At 60.6% G+C, this 15,871-nt stretch carries 17 protein-coding genes; 12 read left to right on the top strand and 5 right to left on the bottom strand.

The features are described 5' to 3' along the window. Positions 1-5: 5 nt before the first annotated feature. On the bottom strand, positions 6-251 hold the full coding sequence (locus GGD57_RS00280; protein WP_085737137.1) for a zinc-finger domain-containing protein: 246 nt from the start codon (positions 249-251) through the stop codon (positions 6-8). Between the two features lie 157 nt (positions 252-408). On the opposite strand from GGD57_RS00280, the gene GGD57_RS00285 reads away from it, so the two are divergent. From GGD57_RS00285 to clpA, 6 genes are all read left to right on the top strand, one after another. After that, positions 409-1,194: an alpha/beta fold hydrolase gene (locus GGD57_RS00285; protein WP_184465797.1), complete on the top strand. Its 786-nt coding sequence runs from the start codon at positions 409-411 to the stop codon at positions 1,192-1,194. A gap of 129 nt (positions 1,195-1,323) precedes the next feature. Next, positions 1,324-2,157: a serine O-acetyltransferase gene (gene cysE, locus GGD57_RS00290; protein WP_184465799.1), complete on the top strand. Its 834-nt coding sequence runs from the start codon at positions 1,324-1,326 to the stop codon at positions 2,155-2,157. Between the two features lie 135 nt (positions 2,158-2,292). Next, entirely contained in the window at positions 2,293-2,496 is a 204-nt protein-coding gene (locus GGD57_RS29350) for a DUF3126 family protein (RefSeq protein ID WP_085737140.1), read from the top strand. 271 nt (positions 2,497-2,767) lie between these two features. Beyond that, a complete protein-coding gene (locus GGD57_RS00300; protein ID WP_085737141.1) occupies positions 2,768-3,139 on the top strand; it encodes a phasin family protein in 372 nt (123 codons plus the stop codon). Positions 3,140-3,415: 276 nt separating this feature from the next. Next, complete coding sequence (clpS, locus tag GGD57_RS00305; RefSeq protein WP_037094677.1) at positions 3,416-3,766, top strand: ATP-dependent Clp protease adapter ClpS; 351 nt, start codon at positions 3,416-3,418, stop codon at positions 3,764-3,766. Positions 3,767-3,776: 10 nt separating this feature from the next. After that, positions 3,777-6,269 (top strand): ATP-dependent Clp protease ATP-binding subunit ClpA, encoded by a 2,493-nt coding sequence (clpA, locus tag GGD57_RS00310; RefSeq protein ID WP_184465801.1) that lies wholly within the window; start codon positions 3,777-3,779, stop codon positions 6,267-6,269. 75 nt (positions 6,270-6,344) lie between these two features. Here the strand turns inward: clpA and GGD57_RS00315 are convergent, their stop codons facing one another. The 4 genes from GGD57_RS00315 to GGD57_RS00330 form a co-directional block, all read right to left on the bottom strand. Beyond that, positions 6,345-6,770: an HIT family protein gene (locus GGD57_RS00315; RefSeq protein ID WP_010068625.1), complete on the bottom strand. Its 426-nt coding sequence runs from the start codon at positions 6,768-6,770 to the stop codon at positions 6,345-6,347. Positions 6,771-6,827: 57 nt separating this feature from the next. Further along, positions 6,828-8,018, bottom strand: coding sequence for a GNAT family N-acetyltransferase (locus GGD57_RS00320; protein ID WP_184465803.1), 1,191 nt, complete (start codon positions 8,016-8,018; stop codon positions 6,828-6,830). Between the two features lie 78 nt (positions 8,019-8,096). Then, a complete protein-coding gene (locus tag GGD57_RS00325) occupies positions 8,097-8,813 on the bottom strand; it encodes a glycerophosphodiester phosphodiesterase (protein ID WP_184465805.1) in 717 nt (238 codons plus the stop codon). Then, positions 8,810-9,280 (bottom strand): RidA family protein, encoded by a 471-nt coding sequence (locus GGD57_RS00330; protein WP_184465807.1) that lies wholly within the window; start codon positions 9,278-9,280, stop codon positions 8,810-8,812. Before GGD57_RS00330 ends, GGD57_RS00325 begins: the two co-directional genes overlap by 4 nt. 136 nt (positions 9,281-9,416) lie before the next feature. Between GGD57_RS00330 and GGD57_RS00335 the strand changes: the two genes are divergently transcribed. The 6 genes from GGD57_RS00335 to rpsB all read left to right on the top strand — a co-directional run bounded on the left by GGD57_RS00335 (position 9,417) and on the right by rpsB (position 15,795). Then, the gene (locus tag GGD57_RS00335) at positions 9,417-10,253 is read left to right on the top strand and encodes a cell envelope integrity EipB family protein (RefSeq protein WP_184465809.1); all 837 of its coding nucleotides are present in this window, start codon (positions 9,417-9,419) and stop codon (positions 10,251-10,253) included. A 197-nt stretch (positions 10,254-10,450) separates the two neighbouring features. Continuing rightward, complete coding sequence (locus tag GGD57_RS00340; protein ID WP_184465811.1) at positions 10,451-11,527, top strand: toxic anion resistance protein; 1,077 nt, start codon at positions 10,451-10,453, stop codon at positions 11,525-11,527. Between the two features lie 14 nt (positions 11,528-11,541). Then, positions 11,542-13,110, top strand: coding sequence for a substrate-binding domain-containing protein (locus GGD57_RS00345; protein WP_184465813.1), 1,569 nt, complete (start codon positions 11,542-11,544; stop codon positions 13,108-13,110). A gap of 7 nt (positions 13,111-13,117) precedes the next feature. Next, positions 13,118-13,735, top strand: coding sequence for a 5-bromo-4-chloroindolyl phosphate hydrolysis family protein (locus tag GGD57_RS00350; protein ID WP_184465815.1), 618 nt, complete (start codon positions 13,118-13,120; stop codon positions 13,733-13,735). Continuing rightward, entirely contained in the window at positions 13,735-14,841 is a 1,107-nt protein-coding gene (locus GGD57_RS00355; protein ID WP_184465817.1) for a substrate-binding domain-containing protein, read from the top strand. Before GGD57_RS00350 ends, GGD57_RS00355 begins: the two co-directional genes overlap by 1 nt. Before the next feature lie 186 nt (positions 14,842-15,027). Further along, positions 15,028-15,795 (top strand): 30S ribosomal protein S2, encoded by a 768-nt coding sequence (gene rpsB / locus GGD57_RS00360; RefSeq protein ID WP_003573382.1) that lies wholly within the window; start codon positions 15,028-15,030, stop codon positions 15,793-15,795. Positions 15,796-15,871: the final 76 nt, after the last annotated feature.

Raw genomic sequence — 15,871 nt, forward strand, 5'->3', positions numbered from 1 at the left:
GCTGATTACGCTGCCTTCACGTGGAAAACGCAGCCGGCCGGATTGGTCTGGCTGGGCTTGAGCGCCGAATTGAAGCGATAGAGCGTCGAGCAGTAGGAGCAGACCTTCTCGTTGTCGTCGCCCATGTCGATGAAGATATGCGGATGGTCGTAGGGGGCCGAAGCGCCGGTGCACATGAATTCCTTGACGCCGACCTCGATAACGCGGTGACCGCCGTCGTTCTGGAAGTGGGGAATGTTGTGGCCGGCCATGTCGCTCTCCGAATGCTTTGAAATCTGCGCGGACCTTATAAGCCTTCGCCGTAAATGTGTAGAGCCAAAGCGCCGCGCCAAGCACAGTTTTCAGCCGCAGTTTTTGGCTTCACGCTGAAAGGTGGCTCGATTATGGTCGCGCCAAAAGGAAGACCCGATGAACCTGAATACGCCCACATTTTCAAGCTTCGCCCATGACGGATTGAAACTCGCCTTTTTCGACGAAGGCGATCCTTCCGGCGTGCCCGTCTTGTTGATCCACGGTTTTGCCTCGACGGCAAACGTCAACTGGGTGCATCCGGGCTGGCTGAAGACGCTGGGTGACGCCGGCTACCGGGTGATCGCCATCGACAACCGCGGTCACGGCGCCAGCGACAAGCCGCATGATGCCGAAGCCTATCGTCCCTGGGTGATGGCGGGCGATGCGATCGCGTTGCTGGATCATCTCGGCATTCCGGAAGCCAATGTCATGGGCTATTCCATGGGCGCGCGCATTTCGGTCTTTGCCGCCCTTGCCAATCCGCATCGCGTCCGCTCGCTGGTGCTCGGCGGCCTCGGTATCGGCATGACCGATGGCGTCGGCGATTGGGACCCGATCGCCGATGCGCTGCTGGCTCCCTCGTTGGATGCGGTGACGCATGACCGCGGCCGCATGTTCCGCGCCTTTGCCGAGCAGACGAAAAGCGACCGCGTCGCCCTTGCCCAATGCATCCGCGGCTCGCGTGATCTCGTGCCCCGCTCGGATATGGGAAGGCTCGACATGCCGACACTGATCGGCGTCGGTACCAAGGATGATATTGCCGGCTCGCCGCAGGAACTGGCGGCGCTGATGCCCAATGCCGAAGCGCTCGATATTCCGGGCCGCGATCATATGCTCGCCGTCGGCGACAGGGTTTTCAAGCAGGCGGTTCTGGCCTTCTACGGGAACATCGCCGGGCAGTGACATCATCGTGATGTCGTAAAACCTCACCTAAAAAACGATAGCGAGGGCACCCATTTATGTTACTGGCGTTTTCCTCTATATATTGGCATTCCGAAAACGGCCTTCCTGATGGCAACGAGGAGAGCGGCGATGGTCGCAAAGACTGACATCCGTGCTTTTGAGACAGGCCATCCGCTGAAGGTGATGGATCCCATCTGGGATAGCCTGCGCGAGGAAGCCCGGCTTGCCGCCGAACAGGACCCGGTTCTCGCCGCCTTTCTCTATTCGACCGTGATCAACTATCATTCGCTCGAGGAATGCGTCATCCACCGCATCTGCGAACGTCTCGATCATCCCGACATGCAGGCGAACCTGCTTCGCCAGACCTTCGAGGAAATGCTTCTCGATTGGCCGGAATGGAGTTCTATCCTGCGTGTCGACATCCAGGCGATCTACGATCGCGATCCCGCCTGCCTGCGCTTCATGGAAGCGGTACTTTATTTCAAGGGCTTTCATGCGTTGCAGACGCATCGCTTGGCCCATTGGCTGCTCAACCGCGGCCGGCGTGATTTCGCGCTCTATCTGCAGAGCCGCTCCTCCAGCGTCTTCCAGACCGACATCAATCCGGCCGCCCGGATCGGCAAGGGCATCTTCCTCGATCATGCCACCGGCCTCGTCGTCGGCGAGACGGCTGTCATCGGCGACAACGTCTCGATCCTGCACGGCGTCACACTCGGCGGCACCGGCAAGGAGGGCGCTGACCGCCATCCGAAGATCGGCAGCGGCGTCATGATCGGTGCCGGCGCCAAGATCCTCGGCAACATCGAGATCGGCTTCTGCTCGCGCATCGCAGCCGGTTCGGTCGTCTTGAAGGCGGTGCCGCCCAAGAAGACGGTCGCCGGCGTGCCGGCCAAGGTCGTCGGCGAAGCCGGTTGTTCCGAGCCGTCGCGCAACATGGACCAGGTGATCGGCGCCGATATCTGAGCGCCTGTTGAAAAAGGATAGAAAGTCGGCGGGCCGGTGCGGGGATAGAAATTGCCGAGCGGCAGGCCCGCCTTTACACCGCTGCTTTTCCTGTGCAAGAAGCGGCCAATCAAGACCGTTTACGGAGATGACAGAGTGAAGCCAGAAGAAATCAAGAAGCTCGACGCCTATTTCAAACGCATGTTGAACCCGCAGATCGTCGTCAAGGCGCGTCCGCGCAAGAATGATTCTGCGGAAGTCTATCTCGGCGAAGAATTTCTGGGCGTCGTCTATGTCGATGACGAGGACGGCGACCGCTCCTACAACTTTTCGATGGCGATCCTCGACGTCGATCTTTGATCGCATTCGAAAGCTTCAAGACGACCGGGCGGCACGTTCCGCCCGGTTTTTTTATTTTTTTGCCGCCGGACAAAATTTCTTTTGAAGCTTCCGGTTGTGGCTTTGTGATATATATTAGCAAAATCAGTTAAAGACGTACGTGCCCCGGCGCGCATTCACTGTTTTATTGTTGTAGCACAACTTTTGGATGTTTTGCGACGCACAAGACTACTTGACTATTTGTGCGTTGCAGCTACCCTGCCGCCATCCCACAGCCCAACGGAGGACGGTCATGTTCAACTTTGACGATGCAAACAGGAAGAGCAAGGAAGCCGTCGATACGGCGCTGAAAACCTATTCCGACACGACCAGGGGATTCCAGGCGATCGCCGCCGAAGCCGCTGACTATTCGAAGAAATCCTTTCAGGATGCGGTGACGCATTTCGAAACGCTGGCCGGCGTCAAGAGCTTCGAGGCCGCTTTCGAATTGCAGACCAATTACGTCAAGGCCTATTTCGAAGGCCTGGTCTCCGAGACGACGAAGCTCGGTGAAATGTATGCCGATCTCGCCAAGTCCGCTTACAAGCCCTATGAGGCGCCGATCGCTGCTGCCGTCACCAAGGCGACCCGCCAGGCACCGCCGGCAACGCCTGCCGCAGCATGATTTGATTTAAATAGCGCAACCTGCGCTATATGTTGAAATACCGGGGCCGGCTACGCATCTGTAGCCGGTCTTTTTTGTTTCCACTTTCGCCGCAGCGTCTGCATGGATCGGCCGGGGACTTTTTTAGTCTTTCCCGTGCATGCCGGCCATTTCTTGATTGCAGTGACTGACAGGGGGCTTAAAATCGGCCTATTATGAACTAAGTTAGTGTTTCAGATATTCGGCGGGAAAAGCACCCTCCCATGCTCCGCCGGATTGCTTGAGGAATGAATGACAATGATCGCAAAGCCGATCCGGATGCAGAACGATAGTGAAAGGAACGGGGAGAACGGAAATCGAACCTCGGTCATCACGCGCACCAAGCCGAAGACCAAGAAGCCCAATCTCTACCGCGTGCTGCTTTTGAATGACGACTACACGCCCATGGAATTCGTCATCCATATTCTGGAGCGTTTTTTTCAAAAGGATCGTGAAAGTGCCACCCGCATCATGCTCCATGTCCATAACCACGGCGTCGGCGAATGCGGAATATTCACATACGAGGTAGCGGAAACGAAGGTCAGCCAGGTGATGGACTTCGCCCGGCAGCACCAGCATCCGCTGCAATGCGTCATGGAAAAGAAGTGAGGATCTGAACGTGCCAACATTTTCGCCTAGCTTAGAGAAGGCGCTCCATCAGGCACTGACCTTTGCCAATGAGCGGCATCACGAATATGCGACGCTCGAGCACCTGCTGCTCGCCCTGATCGACGATGCCGATGCTGCCGCGGTCATGGGGGCCTGCAATGTCGATCTCGACGCTCTGCGCAAGACGCTCGTCGAATATGTCGATAACGAATTGTCCAACCTGATCACCGGTTATGATGAGGATTCGAAGCCGACTTCCGGCTTCCAGCGGGTTATCCAGCGGGCTGTCATCCATGTGCAGTCGTCCGGCCGCGAAGAGGTGACCGGCGCCAACGTGCTCGTTGCGATCTTCGCCGAGCGCGAAAGCCATGCCGCCTATTTCCTGCAGGAGCAGGAGATGACCCGCTACGACGCCGTCAACTATATTTCCCACGGCATCGGCAAGCGTCCGGGTGCTTCGGAAGCGCGTCCTCCGCGCGGCGCCGAGGACGAGGCCGAAAGCAGCAAGCCGACCGCACGCGGCGGCGAGGAAGAGGGCGGCCCCAAGAAGCAGCAGGATGCGCTGAAGGCCTATTGCGTCAATCTCAACGAGAAGGCCAAGGGCGGCAAGATCGACCCGCTGATCGGCCGTCACGCCGAGGTGAGCCGAACCATCCAGATCCTGTGCCGCCGTTCGAAGAACAATCCGCTCTACGTCGGCGATCCCGGCGTCGGCAAGACGGCGATCGCCGAAGGCCTTGCCAAGCGCATCGTCGAAGGCAAGGTTCCCGAAGCGCTGGCAGATGCGACGATCTTCTCGCTCGACATGGGCACGCTTCTCGCCGGCACGCGCTATCGCGGCGATTTCGAGGAGCGTCTGAAGCAGGTCGTCAAGGAATTGGAAGAATATCCGGGCGCAGTGCTCTTCATCGACGAGATCCATACCGTGATCGGCGCCGGCGCTACCTCCGGCGGCGCGATGGATGCATCGAACCTCTTGAAGCCGGCCCTGTCATCGGGCGCAATCCGTTGCATCGGTTCGACCACCTACAAGGAATACCGCCAGTTCTTCGAGAAGGACCGGGCGCTGGTGCGTCGTTTCCAGAAGATCGACGTCAGCGAGCCGTCGATCGATGATGCGATCGAGATCATGAAGGGCCTGAAGCCTTATTTCGAAGAGTATCACCACCTCAGGTATTCGAACGATGCCATCAAGTCGGCCGTCGAACTCTCGGCCCGCTATATCTCCGACCGCAAGCTGCCCGATAAGGCGATCGACGTGATCGACGAAACCGGTGCGGCCCAGATGCTGCTGCCGCCGTCGAAGCGCCGCAAGCTGATCACCGAAAAGGAGATCGAGGCAACGGTCGCCACGATGGCGCGCATTCCGCCGAAGACCGTCTCCAAGGACGACGAAGCGGTGCTTGCCAATCTCGAGCAGGAACTGCGTTCGGTCGTCTACGGCCAGGACATCGCGATCGAAGCCCTTTCGACCTCGATCAAGCTGGCGCGCGCCGGCCTTCGCGAGCCGAACAAGCCGATCGGCGCCTATGTCTTCTCCGGCCCGACCGGTGTGGGCAAAACCGAGGTGGCAAAGCAGCTGGCATCGTCGCTCGGCGTCGAGCTTCTGCGCTTCGACATGTCGGAATATATGGAGCGGCATACGGTGTCGCGTCTGCTCGGAGCGCCTCCCGGCTATGTCGGTTTCGACCAGGGCGGTCTTCTGACGGATGGCGTCGACCAGCACCCGCATTGCGTCGTCCTGCTCGACGAAATCGAGAAGGCGCATCCGGATATCTACAATATCCTGCTGCAGGTCATGGACCACGGCACGCTGACCGACCATAACGGCAAGAAGATCGACTTCCGCAACGTCATCCTGATCATGACGACCAATGCGGGCGCCTCCGAAATGGCCAAGGCCGCGATCGGCTTCGGCTCGTCCAAGCGTACCGGCGAGGACGAGGAGGCGCTGACCCGTCTGTTCACGCCGGAGTTCCGCAACCGTCTCGACGCGATCATCCCGTTCGCGGCGCTGCCGACGGCCGTCATCCACAAGGTCGTGCAGAAGTTCATCATGCAGCTTGAGGCGCAGCTTTCCGAAAGGAACGTCACCTTCGACCTGCATGAGGATGCGATCGCCTGGCTTTCGGAAAAGGGTTACGACGAGAAGATGGGCGCCCGCCCGCTTGCCCGCGTCATCCAGGACACGATCAAGAAGCCGCTGGCCAACGAAATCCTCTTCGGCAAGCTGAAGAAGGGCGGCGTCGTCAACGTCACGGTCGGCCCGAAGGAAGACGGCAAGCCCGGCATCGTGCTCAAGGCCATTCCGGACACGGCGCCGATCAAGCCGAAGCCGGAAGCCGAAGTCGTGCATCCCGAAGCCGACGAAGAGGGTGATGGCGAGCTGAAGACCAAGGCAGCGCCCAAGACCCGCGCCAAGACGGTGCCGCAGGCCGAGCCTGAAGTCCGCGACGCGCCCAAGAAGGGCAGCACGGTTCCGAAGGTTCCGCGCAAGAAGTGAGCTTTCGTCACAGAATGAAAAAGGCCGCGTCATTCGCGGCCTTTTTGGTTTTTGGCTGAAACGGACAGGTCGACCTTACGCCAGTGCCGCCCTGATCTTTTCGGCATTGGCGGCAAGCACGGCGCCGTCCTCCATCTTGCCGGAATGCGGCTTGAGTGCTGCGCCCTCGTGGCGCGGGATGACGTGGAAATGCAGATGAAAGACCGTCTGTCCTGCCGCCGGTTCGTTGAACTGGGCAATGAACACGCCATCGGCGTCGAAGACGTCCTTGACCGCCTTGGCGACCTTCTGGACGACGGAGATCGCATGGGTGAGGGTGGCCGGATCGGCATCGAGGATATTGCGCGACGCCGCCTTTGGAACGACGAGCACATGGCCTGGCGCCTGCGGCATCACATCCATGAAGGCGACCGTATGCTGGTCCTCGTAGATGCGGTGCGAAGGGATTTCGCCGCGCAGGATCTTGGCGAAGATGTTGTTGTCGTCATAGGCGCTGGTCATCGCGAAATCTCCTCTTCATGCAGTCGTTGATCGGGTAGCGCGGCCGGCAGGGCGGCGTCAATCCTCCTGCTGGCGCTCGCCCTTGCGGAACGGACTGTGCTCGGTGAGCACTTCGCTCATCTGTTCGACATCGGCGCGCTCGCGGGCGAGATAATCGCCGATCGCCCGGCGAAGGCCGGCATGGGCGACGTAATGGGCCGAATGCGTCGTCACCGGCAGGTAGCCGCGGGCGAGCTTGTGTTCGCCCTGGGCGCCGGCCTCGACCCGTTTCAGCCCTTTCGAAAGCGCAAAGTCGATCGCCTGGTGATAGCAGACCTCGAAATGCAGGAAGGGGTGATCCTCGATGCAGCCCCAGTGACGGCCGTAGAGCGTATCGCCGCCGATGAAGTTGATCGCACCGGCGACATAGCGCCCATCGCGCTTGGCCATGACCAGCAGGATGTCGTCGGCCATGCGTTCGCCGATCAGCGAGTAGAATTTGCGGGTGAGGTAGGGGCGGCCCCATTTGCGCCCGCCGGTATCCATATAGAATTTGAAAAATTGATCCCAGATCCGTTCCGTCAGGTCGCTGCCGGTCAGCCAGTCGATGCTGATGCCGTTTTCGAGCGCGGCGCGGCGCTCCTTTCGCAATGCCTTGCGCTTGCGCGAAGCCAGCGTTTCCAGAAATTCCTCGTGATTGGCATAGCCGTCATTGATGAAATGGAACTGCTGGTCGGTGCGGTGCAGATAGCCGTCCATCTCGAAGACGCCGATCTCCTCATCCGGCACGAAGGTGATATGGGCAGACGAGATGCCGAGCCGGCGCACGACCTCCTTCAGGCTTTCGGCGATCGCGCTCTGAATCGGCAGCCGCTGCAGCCCCTCAGTGACCAGAAGACGCGGGCCTGTCGCCGGCGTGAACGGAATGGAGCATTGAAGTTTGGGGTAGTAACGCCCGCCGGCCCGCTCGAAGGCATCGGCCCAGCCATGGTCGAAGACATATTCGCCCTGGCTGTGGTTCTTGAGATAGCCGGGCAGGGCGCCGATCAGTTCGCCTCGATCGGTCTCGAGCAGCAGGTGGTGGCCGAGCCAGCCGGTCTCGGCGCTGGCCGAACCGGATTCCTCCAGCGACGACAAAAAGGCATGCGAAACGAAGGGGTTATAGGCAAGCGTGGTGCCACTCTTCGACGCCCCGGAAAGCCTGGACCAGCTCTCCGGGGAAATCGCGGTGAAGGAGCGTTCTACGCGAATGGATAGTTCTTCGGTCATGCGGCAGATGCGAAGCCTGTGGGAGGATGGTCTCGGCTTTGTTTCAGTCTGCGCATGATCTTGGCCAAAAAGCGAGCGTCAAACCGCACGCGGGTCGAAACCTTCGAAGGTCATCTGATCTGCATTGGCGAAGGTTCGCCGGCGCGCCTCTTCGTCCCGCACCGTCCAGGTAATGACGGGAATGCCCTTTTCGCGTTCGCCGGTGATGAAGGCGTTCGGCAGGTCGTCATAATAGTAGGAGATGAAATCGAGACCGATCCCCATCGCATCCGCATGCGTCGCGAACGCCTCCGGTGTGCTGCCCTCGGCGGTCAGCCCGAGCGGGTAGGGTGAGCCAAGCGCCTTCAGATCGCGCAGCAGCCAGTGGTCGAAGCTCATCAGCGCAACCTTGCCCTGATAGCCTTCGAGCACTTCGAGAACGGCTTCGGCAAAACCTTCGTCATCGGTCTCGCGACCCTTGAGCTCCAGTACCAGCGGCACCTTGCCCTGGACGAGATCGAGAAGCTGACGCAGCGTCGGCACCTTGTCGCTCGTGCCGCCGATTGCGATCAGTCCGAGTTCCCTGGAGGTGCGCTCGCGTACATCGCCGTTGAGATTGCACAGGCGCTGCAGGTCCTCGTCGTGAAAGACGACCGGTACGCCGTCGGAGGCGTAATGCAGATCGCATTCGATCGCAAAACCGGCTTCGACGGCGCGCGAAAAGGCCGAAAGCGTGTTTTCCCAGACGTCTCGGTTGAGGTCGTGATAGCCGCGATGGGCGACCGGCAGGTCCCTGATCCAGGCTGCATTGGTCATTCTGCGATTTCCATGATAGCATCGATTTCGACCGCGGCATTCAGCGGCAGGGCGGCCATGCCGACGGCGGCACGTGCATGTTTGCCGGCCTCGCCGAGCACGCCGGCAATCAGGTTCGAAGCGCCGTTGATGACGAGATGCTGCTCGACGAAGTCGGGCGCCGAGGCGACGAAGCCATTCAGCTTGATGACGCGCCGGATACGGCCGAGATCGCCGCCAAGAGCCGCCTTCGCCTGGGCAAGGATGTTGATGGCGCAGAGTTCGGCGCCGCGCTGGCCGCTTGCCACGTCGACGGTCTTGCCGAGATGGCCCGACACGGCGATCTTGCCGCCTTCGAGCGGCAACTGGCCGGAGATATAGAGAAGATTGCCGCTGATGACGTAGGGAACGTAATTTGCAGCAGGTGCTGCGGCTTCGGGCAGGGTTATCCCCATCTCAGTCAGGCGTGATGCAATTTCATCGGACATTTTCGTCTCCGCTTTTGTTGTCAATTCTTCAAAAATTATGCATCAAGACTGGAATCTTTAATATGACAGTTTCGAGCCTCGATTTGGCCGAAAGCGTTATTATAACATCGCGGCCGAGTCCAACAGGAGTTAATGAATGTTCCGATCAGGTCTTGTCGCTTTGCTTCTCGCCAGCGTTTCCGCCAATGCATGGGCGGCTGCGCCCGCGGTAAGCGCTGCGATCGCGACCGGCCTCGTCGCACATCGCGCGGTCTACGATCTGGAACTGAAGGACGCCTCGGACCGCTCCGGCATCGCCGGCATGTACGGCCGCATGGTCTATGAGTTCGACGGCAGCTATTGCCAGGGCTTCACCACCAATTTCCGCTTCGTGACGCAGATCGACACCGGCGACAGCGTACGTGTCAGCGACCAGCAGACGAAGACCTTCGAGAATCTCAAGGACGGCAAGTTCACCTTCGACACAAAATCCTTCACCGATGATCAGCTCGACAAGGAGGTCAACGGTGCGGCTCAGGATCAGCCGGATGGCGTCAAGGTCGATCTCAAACAGCCGTCGAGCCGCGAACTGCAGCTGGCCGAAAGCCGTTTTCCCACGGAACATATGCTCGACGTGATCCAGAACGCCAAGGACGGCAAGCGCTTCTTCGAGGCCCGCGTCTTCGACGGCTCTGACGACGGCGACAAATCGCTGGTGACGACGACGATCGTCGGCAAGCAGCAGACGCCGGTTGCCGACGAGGCCGATGCCGGCAATGCCGGCGCTTTCTCAAAAACGGCCTTCTGGCCGGTGACGATCGCCTATTTCAACGAGAATGCGAAATCGGATGCCCTGCCGGTCTACCGCATGTCCTTCAAGCTCTATGAGAACGGCATCACTCGCGACCTGACGATGGATTACGGCGATTTCGTCCTCACCGGCAAGCTCGCCAAGCTGGAACTGCTCGATCACAACGCCGAGGTTTGCAAGTAGGCGTTCGGGGTTTTCGACTGTCATAAAACTGTATCATAAATTTCACTATTGTGCGGCGACTAGCGATGATTGAGTCGCCTTTTGTCGTCCTGTTCTTTGTGTCGGTGCGATCCTAGCGGCCAGTCCATCGCGATGGGGCCCGTTTATTGCGAAGATGGGCTTCCAGACGATTATGCCCCGCAAGCCTGGAAAGCCCGATGGCCGATACCGATCTCGCGACTGTCCAAAACGCCGCCCTGCCGGTTGTCGCCGCCGACCCGGCGGAAATTGCCCGCATTTCCGATAGCATCGATATCTCCGACCGCGCCGGCATCTCGGTCTATGGCGACCGTGCCCAGCAATCGGTCAGCGATTATGCCGACCGGATCCTGCGCGAGGTCCGCAACAAGGATCTCGGTGAAGTCGGCCGGCTGTTGACCGACATCATCCTCAAGTCGAAGAGCCTCGATCCGGCGTCATTGAAGGATAAGGGTTTTCTCAGCCGCATATTTCTCTCCGCCAAGGCCCGGCTCGAACGGTTCAAGGCGGAGTTCGAGGACGTGGCCGGCCAGATCGACCGGATCGGCCTGGAACTCGACCGTCACAAGGATACGCTGAGGCGCGACATCGCGCTGCTCGACGACCTGCATGAGGAAACCCGGCAGTCGATCATGCGGCTCGAGGCCTATGTGCAGGCCGGCAAGACGTTTGCCGAGCGGTTTCGCAGCGTCGAGCTGCCGAAGCTGAAGGCGCAAGCCGAGGCGGCTGCGACCGGCCCCGGCGGCGGCATGCTGGAGGCGCAGACCTATCAGGACAGCCTGCAGGCGCTCGACCGGCTGGAAAAGCGGGTCTTCTACCTGCAGCAGGCCCGCCAGCTCGGCATTCAGCAATTGCCGCAGATCCGAATCGTCCAGGCGGGCGACGAAACACTGATCGAGAACCTGCAGGCGACTTCGGCACTGACGGTGCCGGCCTGGAAGCAGAAGATGGTGATCCTGCTCGGGCTGACGCGGCAGAAATCGGCGCTCGAGCTGCAGAAGGTGGTGACCGACGCCACCAATGACATGATCCGCCAGGCATCGGAGATGATGAAGGACCAGGCGATATCGATCGAGCAGCAGTCGCAGCGCGGCATCGTCGATATCGATACGCTCGCCAAGGCAAACAGGGATCTGATCGATACGATATCCCGCGTGCTGCAGGTGCAGGAGGAGGGGCGCCGCAAGCGGGGGCTCGCCGAGCAGCAGATGGAGCAGATGACGATCGAACTCAAAAAGGCGATGACCGGGGCGTGATCGGCAGGATGACGATGCGAGCACTGCTTTCAGGCCTGGCGCTTCTTGCCGCGCTGCCCCTTGCCGGCTGCAATCCCTTCGGCCGGGGGCCGGAGTTCTCGATCGTCTCGGGATCGGAGAATATTGTTCTGCAGCCGATCGTCGAGGAATTCTGCAAAGAGAAGAATGCGACCTGCACCTTCAAATACGAAGGCACGCTCGATATCGGCCTGGCGCTGCAGCGCGATGAAGGTGTCGAGCAAGATGCTGTCTGGCCGGCCTCTAGCGTCTGGGTCGACATGTTCGACACCAAACGCCGGGTCAAGAGCCTGACCTCGATCGCGCAGACGCCGGTGGTTCTCGGCGTGCGCAAGTCGAAGGCTGAGCAGCTCGGCTGGATCGGCAGGGACGTGTTCATGAAGGACATTCTCGCCGCCGTCGAAAACGGATCGCTGAAATTCCTGATGACCTCGGCGACGCAATCCAACTCGGGCGCCAGCGCCTATCTCGCCATGCTGTCGAGCGCGCTCGGCAACAAGCCGGTGATCGAACCCGGCGATCTCGACGACAAAAACGTTCAGGAGAGCGTCCGCTCGCTGCTTTCAGGAGTGGTGCGTTCTTCCGGCTCTTCCGGCTGGCTTGCCGATCTCTATGTCGATTCCGCCGGCAAGGGCACGCTCTATGACGCCATGTGGAACTACGAGGCGGTGCTGAAGGAGACCAACGACAAGCTGGCCGCCCTGTCGCAGGAGCCGCTTTACGCGGTCTATCCGGCCGATGGCGTAGCCATGGCGGATTCGCCGCTCGGCTTTGTCGATCATGGCCGTGGACCCGAAGTCCAGACGTTCTTCAACGATCTGCTCGCCTATCTTCGTTCGGCTCCCGTGCAGCAGCGCATCGCCGATACCGGTCGGAGGATCCCGCTGACCGGCATTGCCGCAAAGCCGGAGCCGGGGTGGAATTTCGATCCGACCCGGCTGGTGACGGCGATCCGCATGCCGGAGCCGGGCGTCATCCGCCAGGCGCTCACCCTTTATCAGGCCGCACTGCGCAAACCCTCGCTGACGGCGCTCTGCCTGGATTTTTCCGGTTCGATGCAGGGCAAGGGCGAGGACCAGCTGCAAAAGGCGATGCGTTTTCTGCTGACACCTGATGAGGCGAGCAAGGTGCTGGTGCAATGGTCGCCCGCCGACCGGATCATCATCATTCCCTTCGACGGCAGCGTGCGCAACACCTTCATGGCAAGCGGAAATCCGCTGGAGCAGGAAGGGCTGCTGAACGAGATTTCGCTGCAAAGGGCCGGCGGCGGCACGGATATGTATGCCTGCGCCGAACGGGCTCTGCAGCAGATCGCCGGAACCGACAGGCTCTCGACCTACCTGCCTGCCATCGTCATCATGACCGACGGCAAGTCCGACGATCGAAGCCAGGCCTTCATGAGCGATTGGAACGCGACCGAGCCGCATGTGCCGATCTTCGGCATCACATTCGGCGATGCCGACAAGACCCAGCTTGACAGCCTCGCCAAGCTGACTTCGGCGCGCGTGTTCGACGGCGGTTCGGATCTCGCGACCGCCTTCCGCACCGCGCGCGGCTATAATTAGGACGGGCATGCGCAACTGGCTCGGCAATGACGGCAACTGGATCGTGGCGGGACTGGCGGCGGCCGTCACCGTGCCGCTCTTGAGCCTTGTCGCCGGCATGCCCTTCCGGATCGCTGCCATCATCGCCCTTCTGGTCTTTGCCGGCCTCGTCATTCTGTTGGCGCCACGCCGGTTGTTCGAAGGGCTCGATATCAAAAGCATCGGCAGCGGGCGCATCGCCTTTGCCCGCGACCTGCTGGAAGCCGCCATTCCCTCTGCTGAGAGGCTGGAGGCAGCCGCCGACAGGATCAGCGATCGGAAGATGGCAACCGCAGTCCGTCATCTTGCCGAAATCGCCGCCGATGTCTTTCGCAAGGTCGAGGCCAAGCCGGAGAGCGCCAATGCCGTGCGGCGGTTCCTCTCTTATTATTTGCCGCGTGCGGCCGAGGTGGCGGAAGGTTTTGCCGTCATCGAGGCCAAACGCGTCCCCGACCCCAGGCAGTTGGAGGAGGTCCGCACCGTGCTGGTCAAGCTCGAAGAAGCCTTCGTCCATTATGCCGACAGTCTGGTCGACGAGGCGCTCGGCACGCTCGACACCGATCTGCGCCTCATTCAGGCATCGCTCAAAGAGGATATCGGACGCTGATGGCCCTTTCTCGTCGCGCCTTTGGAGTGGGACTGCTCGGAGCCGGTGTCGTCGGCACCGGCGGTTATTTCGCTGTCCGGGATCGGCCGGAATTGCAGGGTCTGCTCGGCACCCGTACGACACTGTTCGGCTTCGTCGGCGGTGAGAAAGAGCCTTTTCTCGCCGACCCGGACGTTATCAAGGCGCTCGGCGCCTACGGATTGACTTTGGACAGCCGCGTCGCCGGCTCCGTCGAGATGGTGCGCGAACAGGCGTTGCTGTCGCAGCATCCGCAATTTCTCTGGCCGTCCTCCTCGATCATGGTCGATCTCGCCAGGCAGAACGGCATCGGCATCCGCAACGACCGCGTCGTGCTGAATACGCCGATCGTCGTCTATTCCTGGCAGCCCGTGGTCGACGGACTGATGAAAGCCGGATTGGTGACGATGACCGGCGAAGGCCATTATCAGCTTGACCTCAAGGCGCTGCTCGATGCGATCCTTGCCGGCGCCGACTGGTCGAAACTCGGTGTCAATTCGCTCTATGGCCGCGCCCGGATCGTCTCGACCGATCCCAACCGCTCCAATTCCGGCTTCATGTTCGCAGGGCTGGTGCTCAGCCTTTTCAGCGGCAATGTGGCGACGGCAGGCGATCTTGCGACCTTCGGCGGCAAGGTGCAGCCGATCTTCCGCAACATGGGCTTCAAGTCGCCATCGTCGGGCAAGCTGTTCGACCAGTATCTGGCCGGCGGCCTTGGCGGCGAGCCGATGATCGTCGGCTATGAGAATCAGCTGGTCGAATGGATCCTCGCCGATCCCACGCGCTGGGACCGCATCAAGGCGAGTGCGGGCGCAAAGCCGGTGGTGCTCTATCCGCGTCCGACCGTCTATTCCGCACACCCGCTGATCGCCGTCGACGAGAGCGCCAACAGGCTGATCGAGGCGCTGGCGAGCCCGAGGCTGCAGGAACTCGCCTGGACGAGGCACGGGTTCCGCGGTCCGCTGGGGGCCGTCAGCGGCAATGCGGATGGCGCCGTATCCGGCCTGTTGCCGGCCGAGGTCGATGCCGTCCTGCCGATGCCCGACGCCGGCGTTATGCTGTCGCTGCTGTCGATGTTGGCAGGCTGAGGCGAATGACGTCGGATTTTTTGGCATAAGCCTTGCTTTTGCGCCAAATCGAATGTAAGGGCACCACCATTCCACACGTAAGGCATGGGATTGTCCGGGAGAAATCCGGATTGTTCCGCCCGGTGGCATTCTCGAAGAGGATGCTGTTCGCCTTGCGGAGGTTCAACCGGAAAAGGATAAAAAGGCATGGCATTGCCCGATTTCTCTATGCGCCAGCTTCTCGAAGCAGGCGTCCACTTCGGCCACCAGACGCACCGCTGGAACCCGAAGATGAAGCCGTATATCTTCGGCGATCGCAACAACATCCACATCATCGATCTGGCCCAGACCGTTCCGATGCTGTCGCGCGCCCTTCAGGTCGTCAGCGACACCGTTGCCCGCGGCGGCCGTGTTCTCTTCGTCGGCACCAAGCGCCAGGCGTCTGAGATCATTGCCGACAGCGCCAAGCGCTCGGCCCAGTACTACGTCAACTCGCGCTGGCTCGGCGGCATGATGACGAACTGGAAGACGATCTCCAACTCGATCCAGCGCCTGCGCAAGCTCGATGAGATCCTCAACGGCGAAGCCCAGGGCTTCACCAAGAAGGAACGCCTGAACCTCGAGCGCGAGCGCGAAAAGCTCGACAAGGCTCTCGGCGGTATCCGCGATATGGGCGGCACGCCGGACCTGATGTTCATCATCGACACCAACAAGGAAAAGATCGCGATCGACGAAGCCAAGCGCCTCGGCATCCCGGTCGTTGCCATCATCGATTCGAACTGCGATCCGGACCTGATCGACTATCCGATCCCGGGTAACGACGACGCATCGCGCGCCATCGCTCTTTACTGCGAGCTGATCTCCCGCGCCGCCATCGACGGCATCGCGCGTCAGCAGAGCTCTTCCGGCCGCGATCTCGGCGCATCCTCCGAAGTTCCGGTCGAGCCGGCTCTCGAGGAAGCAGCCGAAGGCTGATGAAAGCGGGCGGATCGAAAGCTCCGCCAAAGCTTACAGAGACTGGGGAAAGGCCGCTCGCGACTCATCGAAGTTC

This window comes from Rhizobium esperanzae, assembly GCF_014197615.1.
Taxonomy (GTDB): domain Bacteria; phylum Pseudomonadota; class Alphaproteobacteria; order Rhizobiales; family Rhizobiaceae; genus Rhizobium; species Rhizobium esperanzae_A.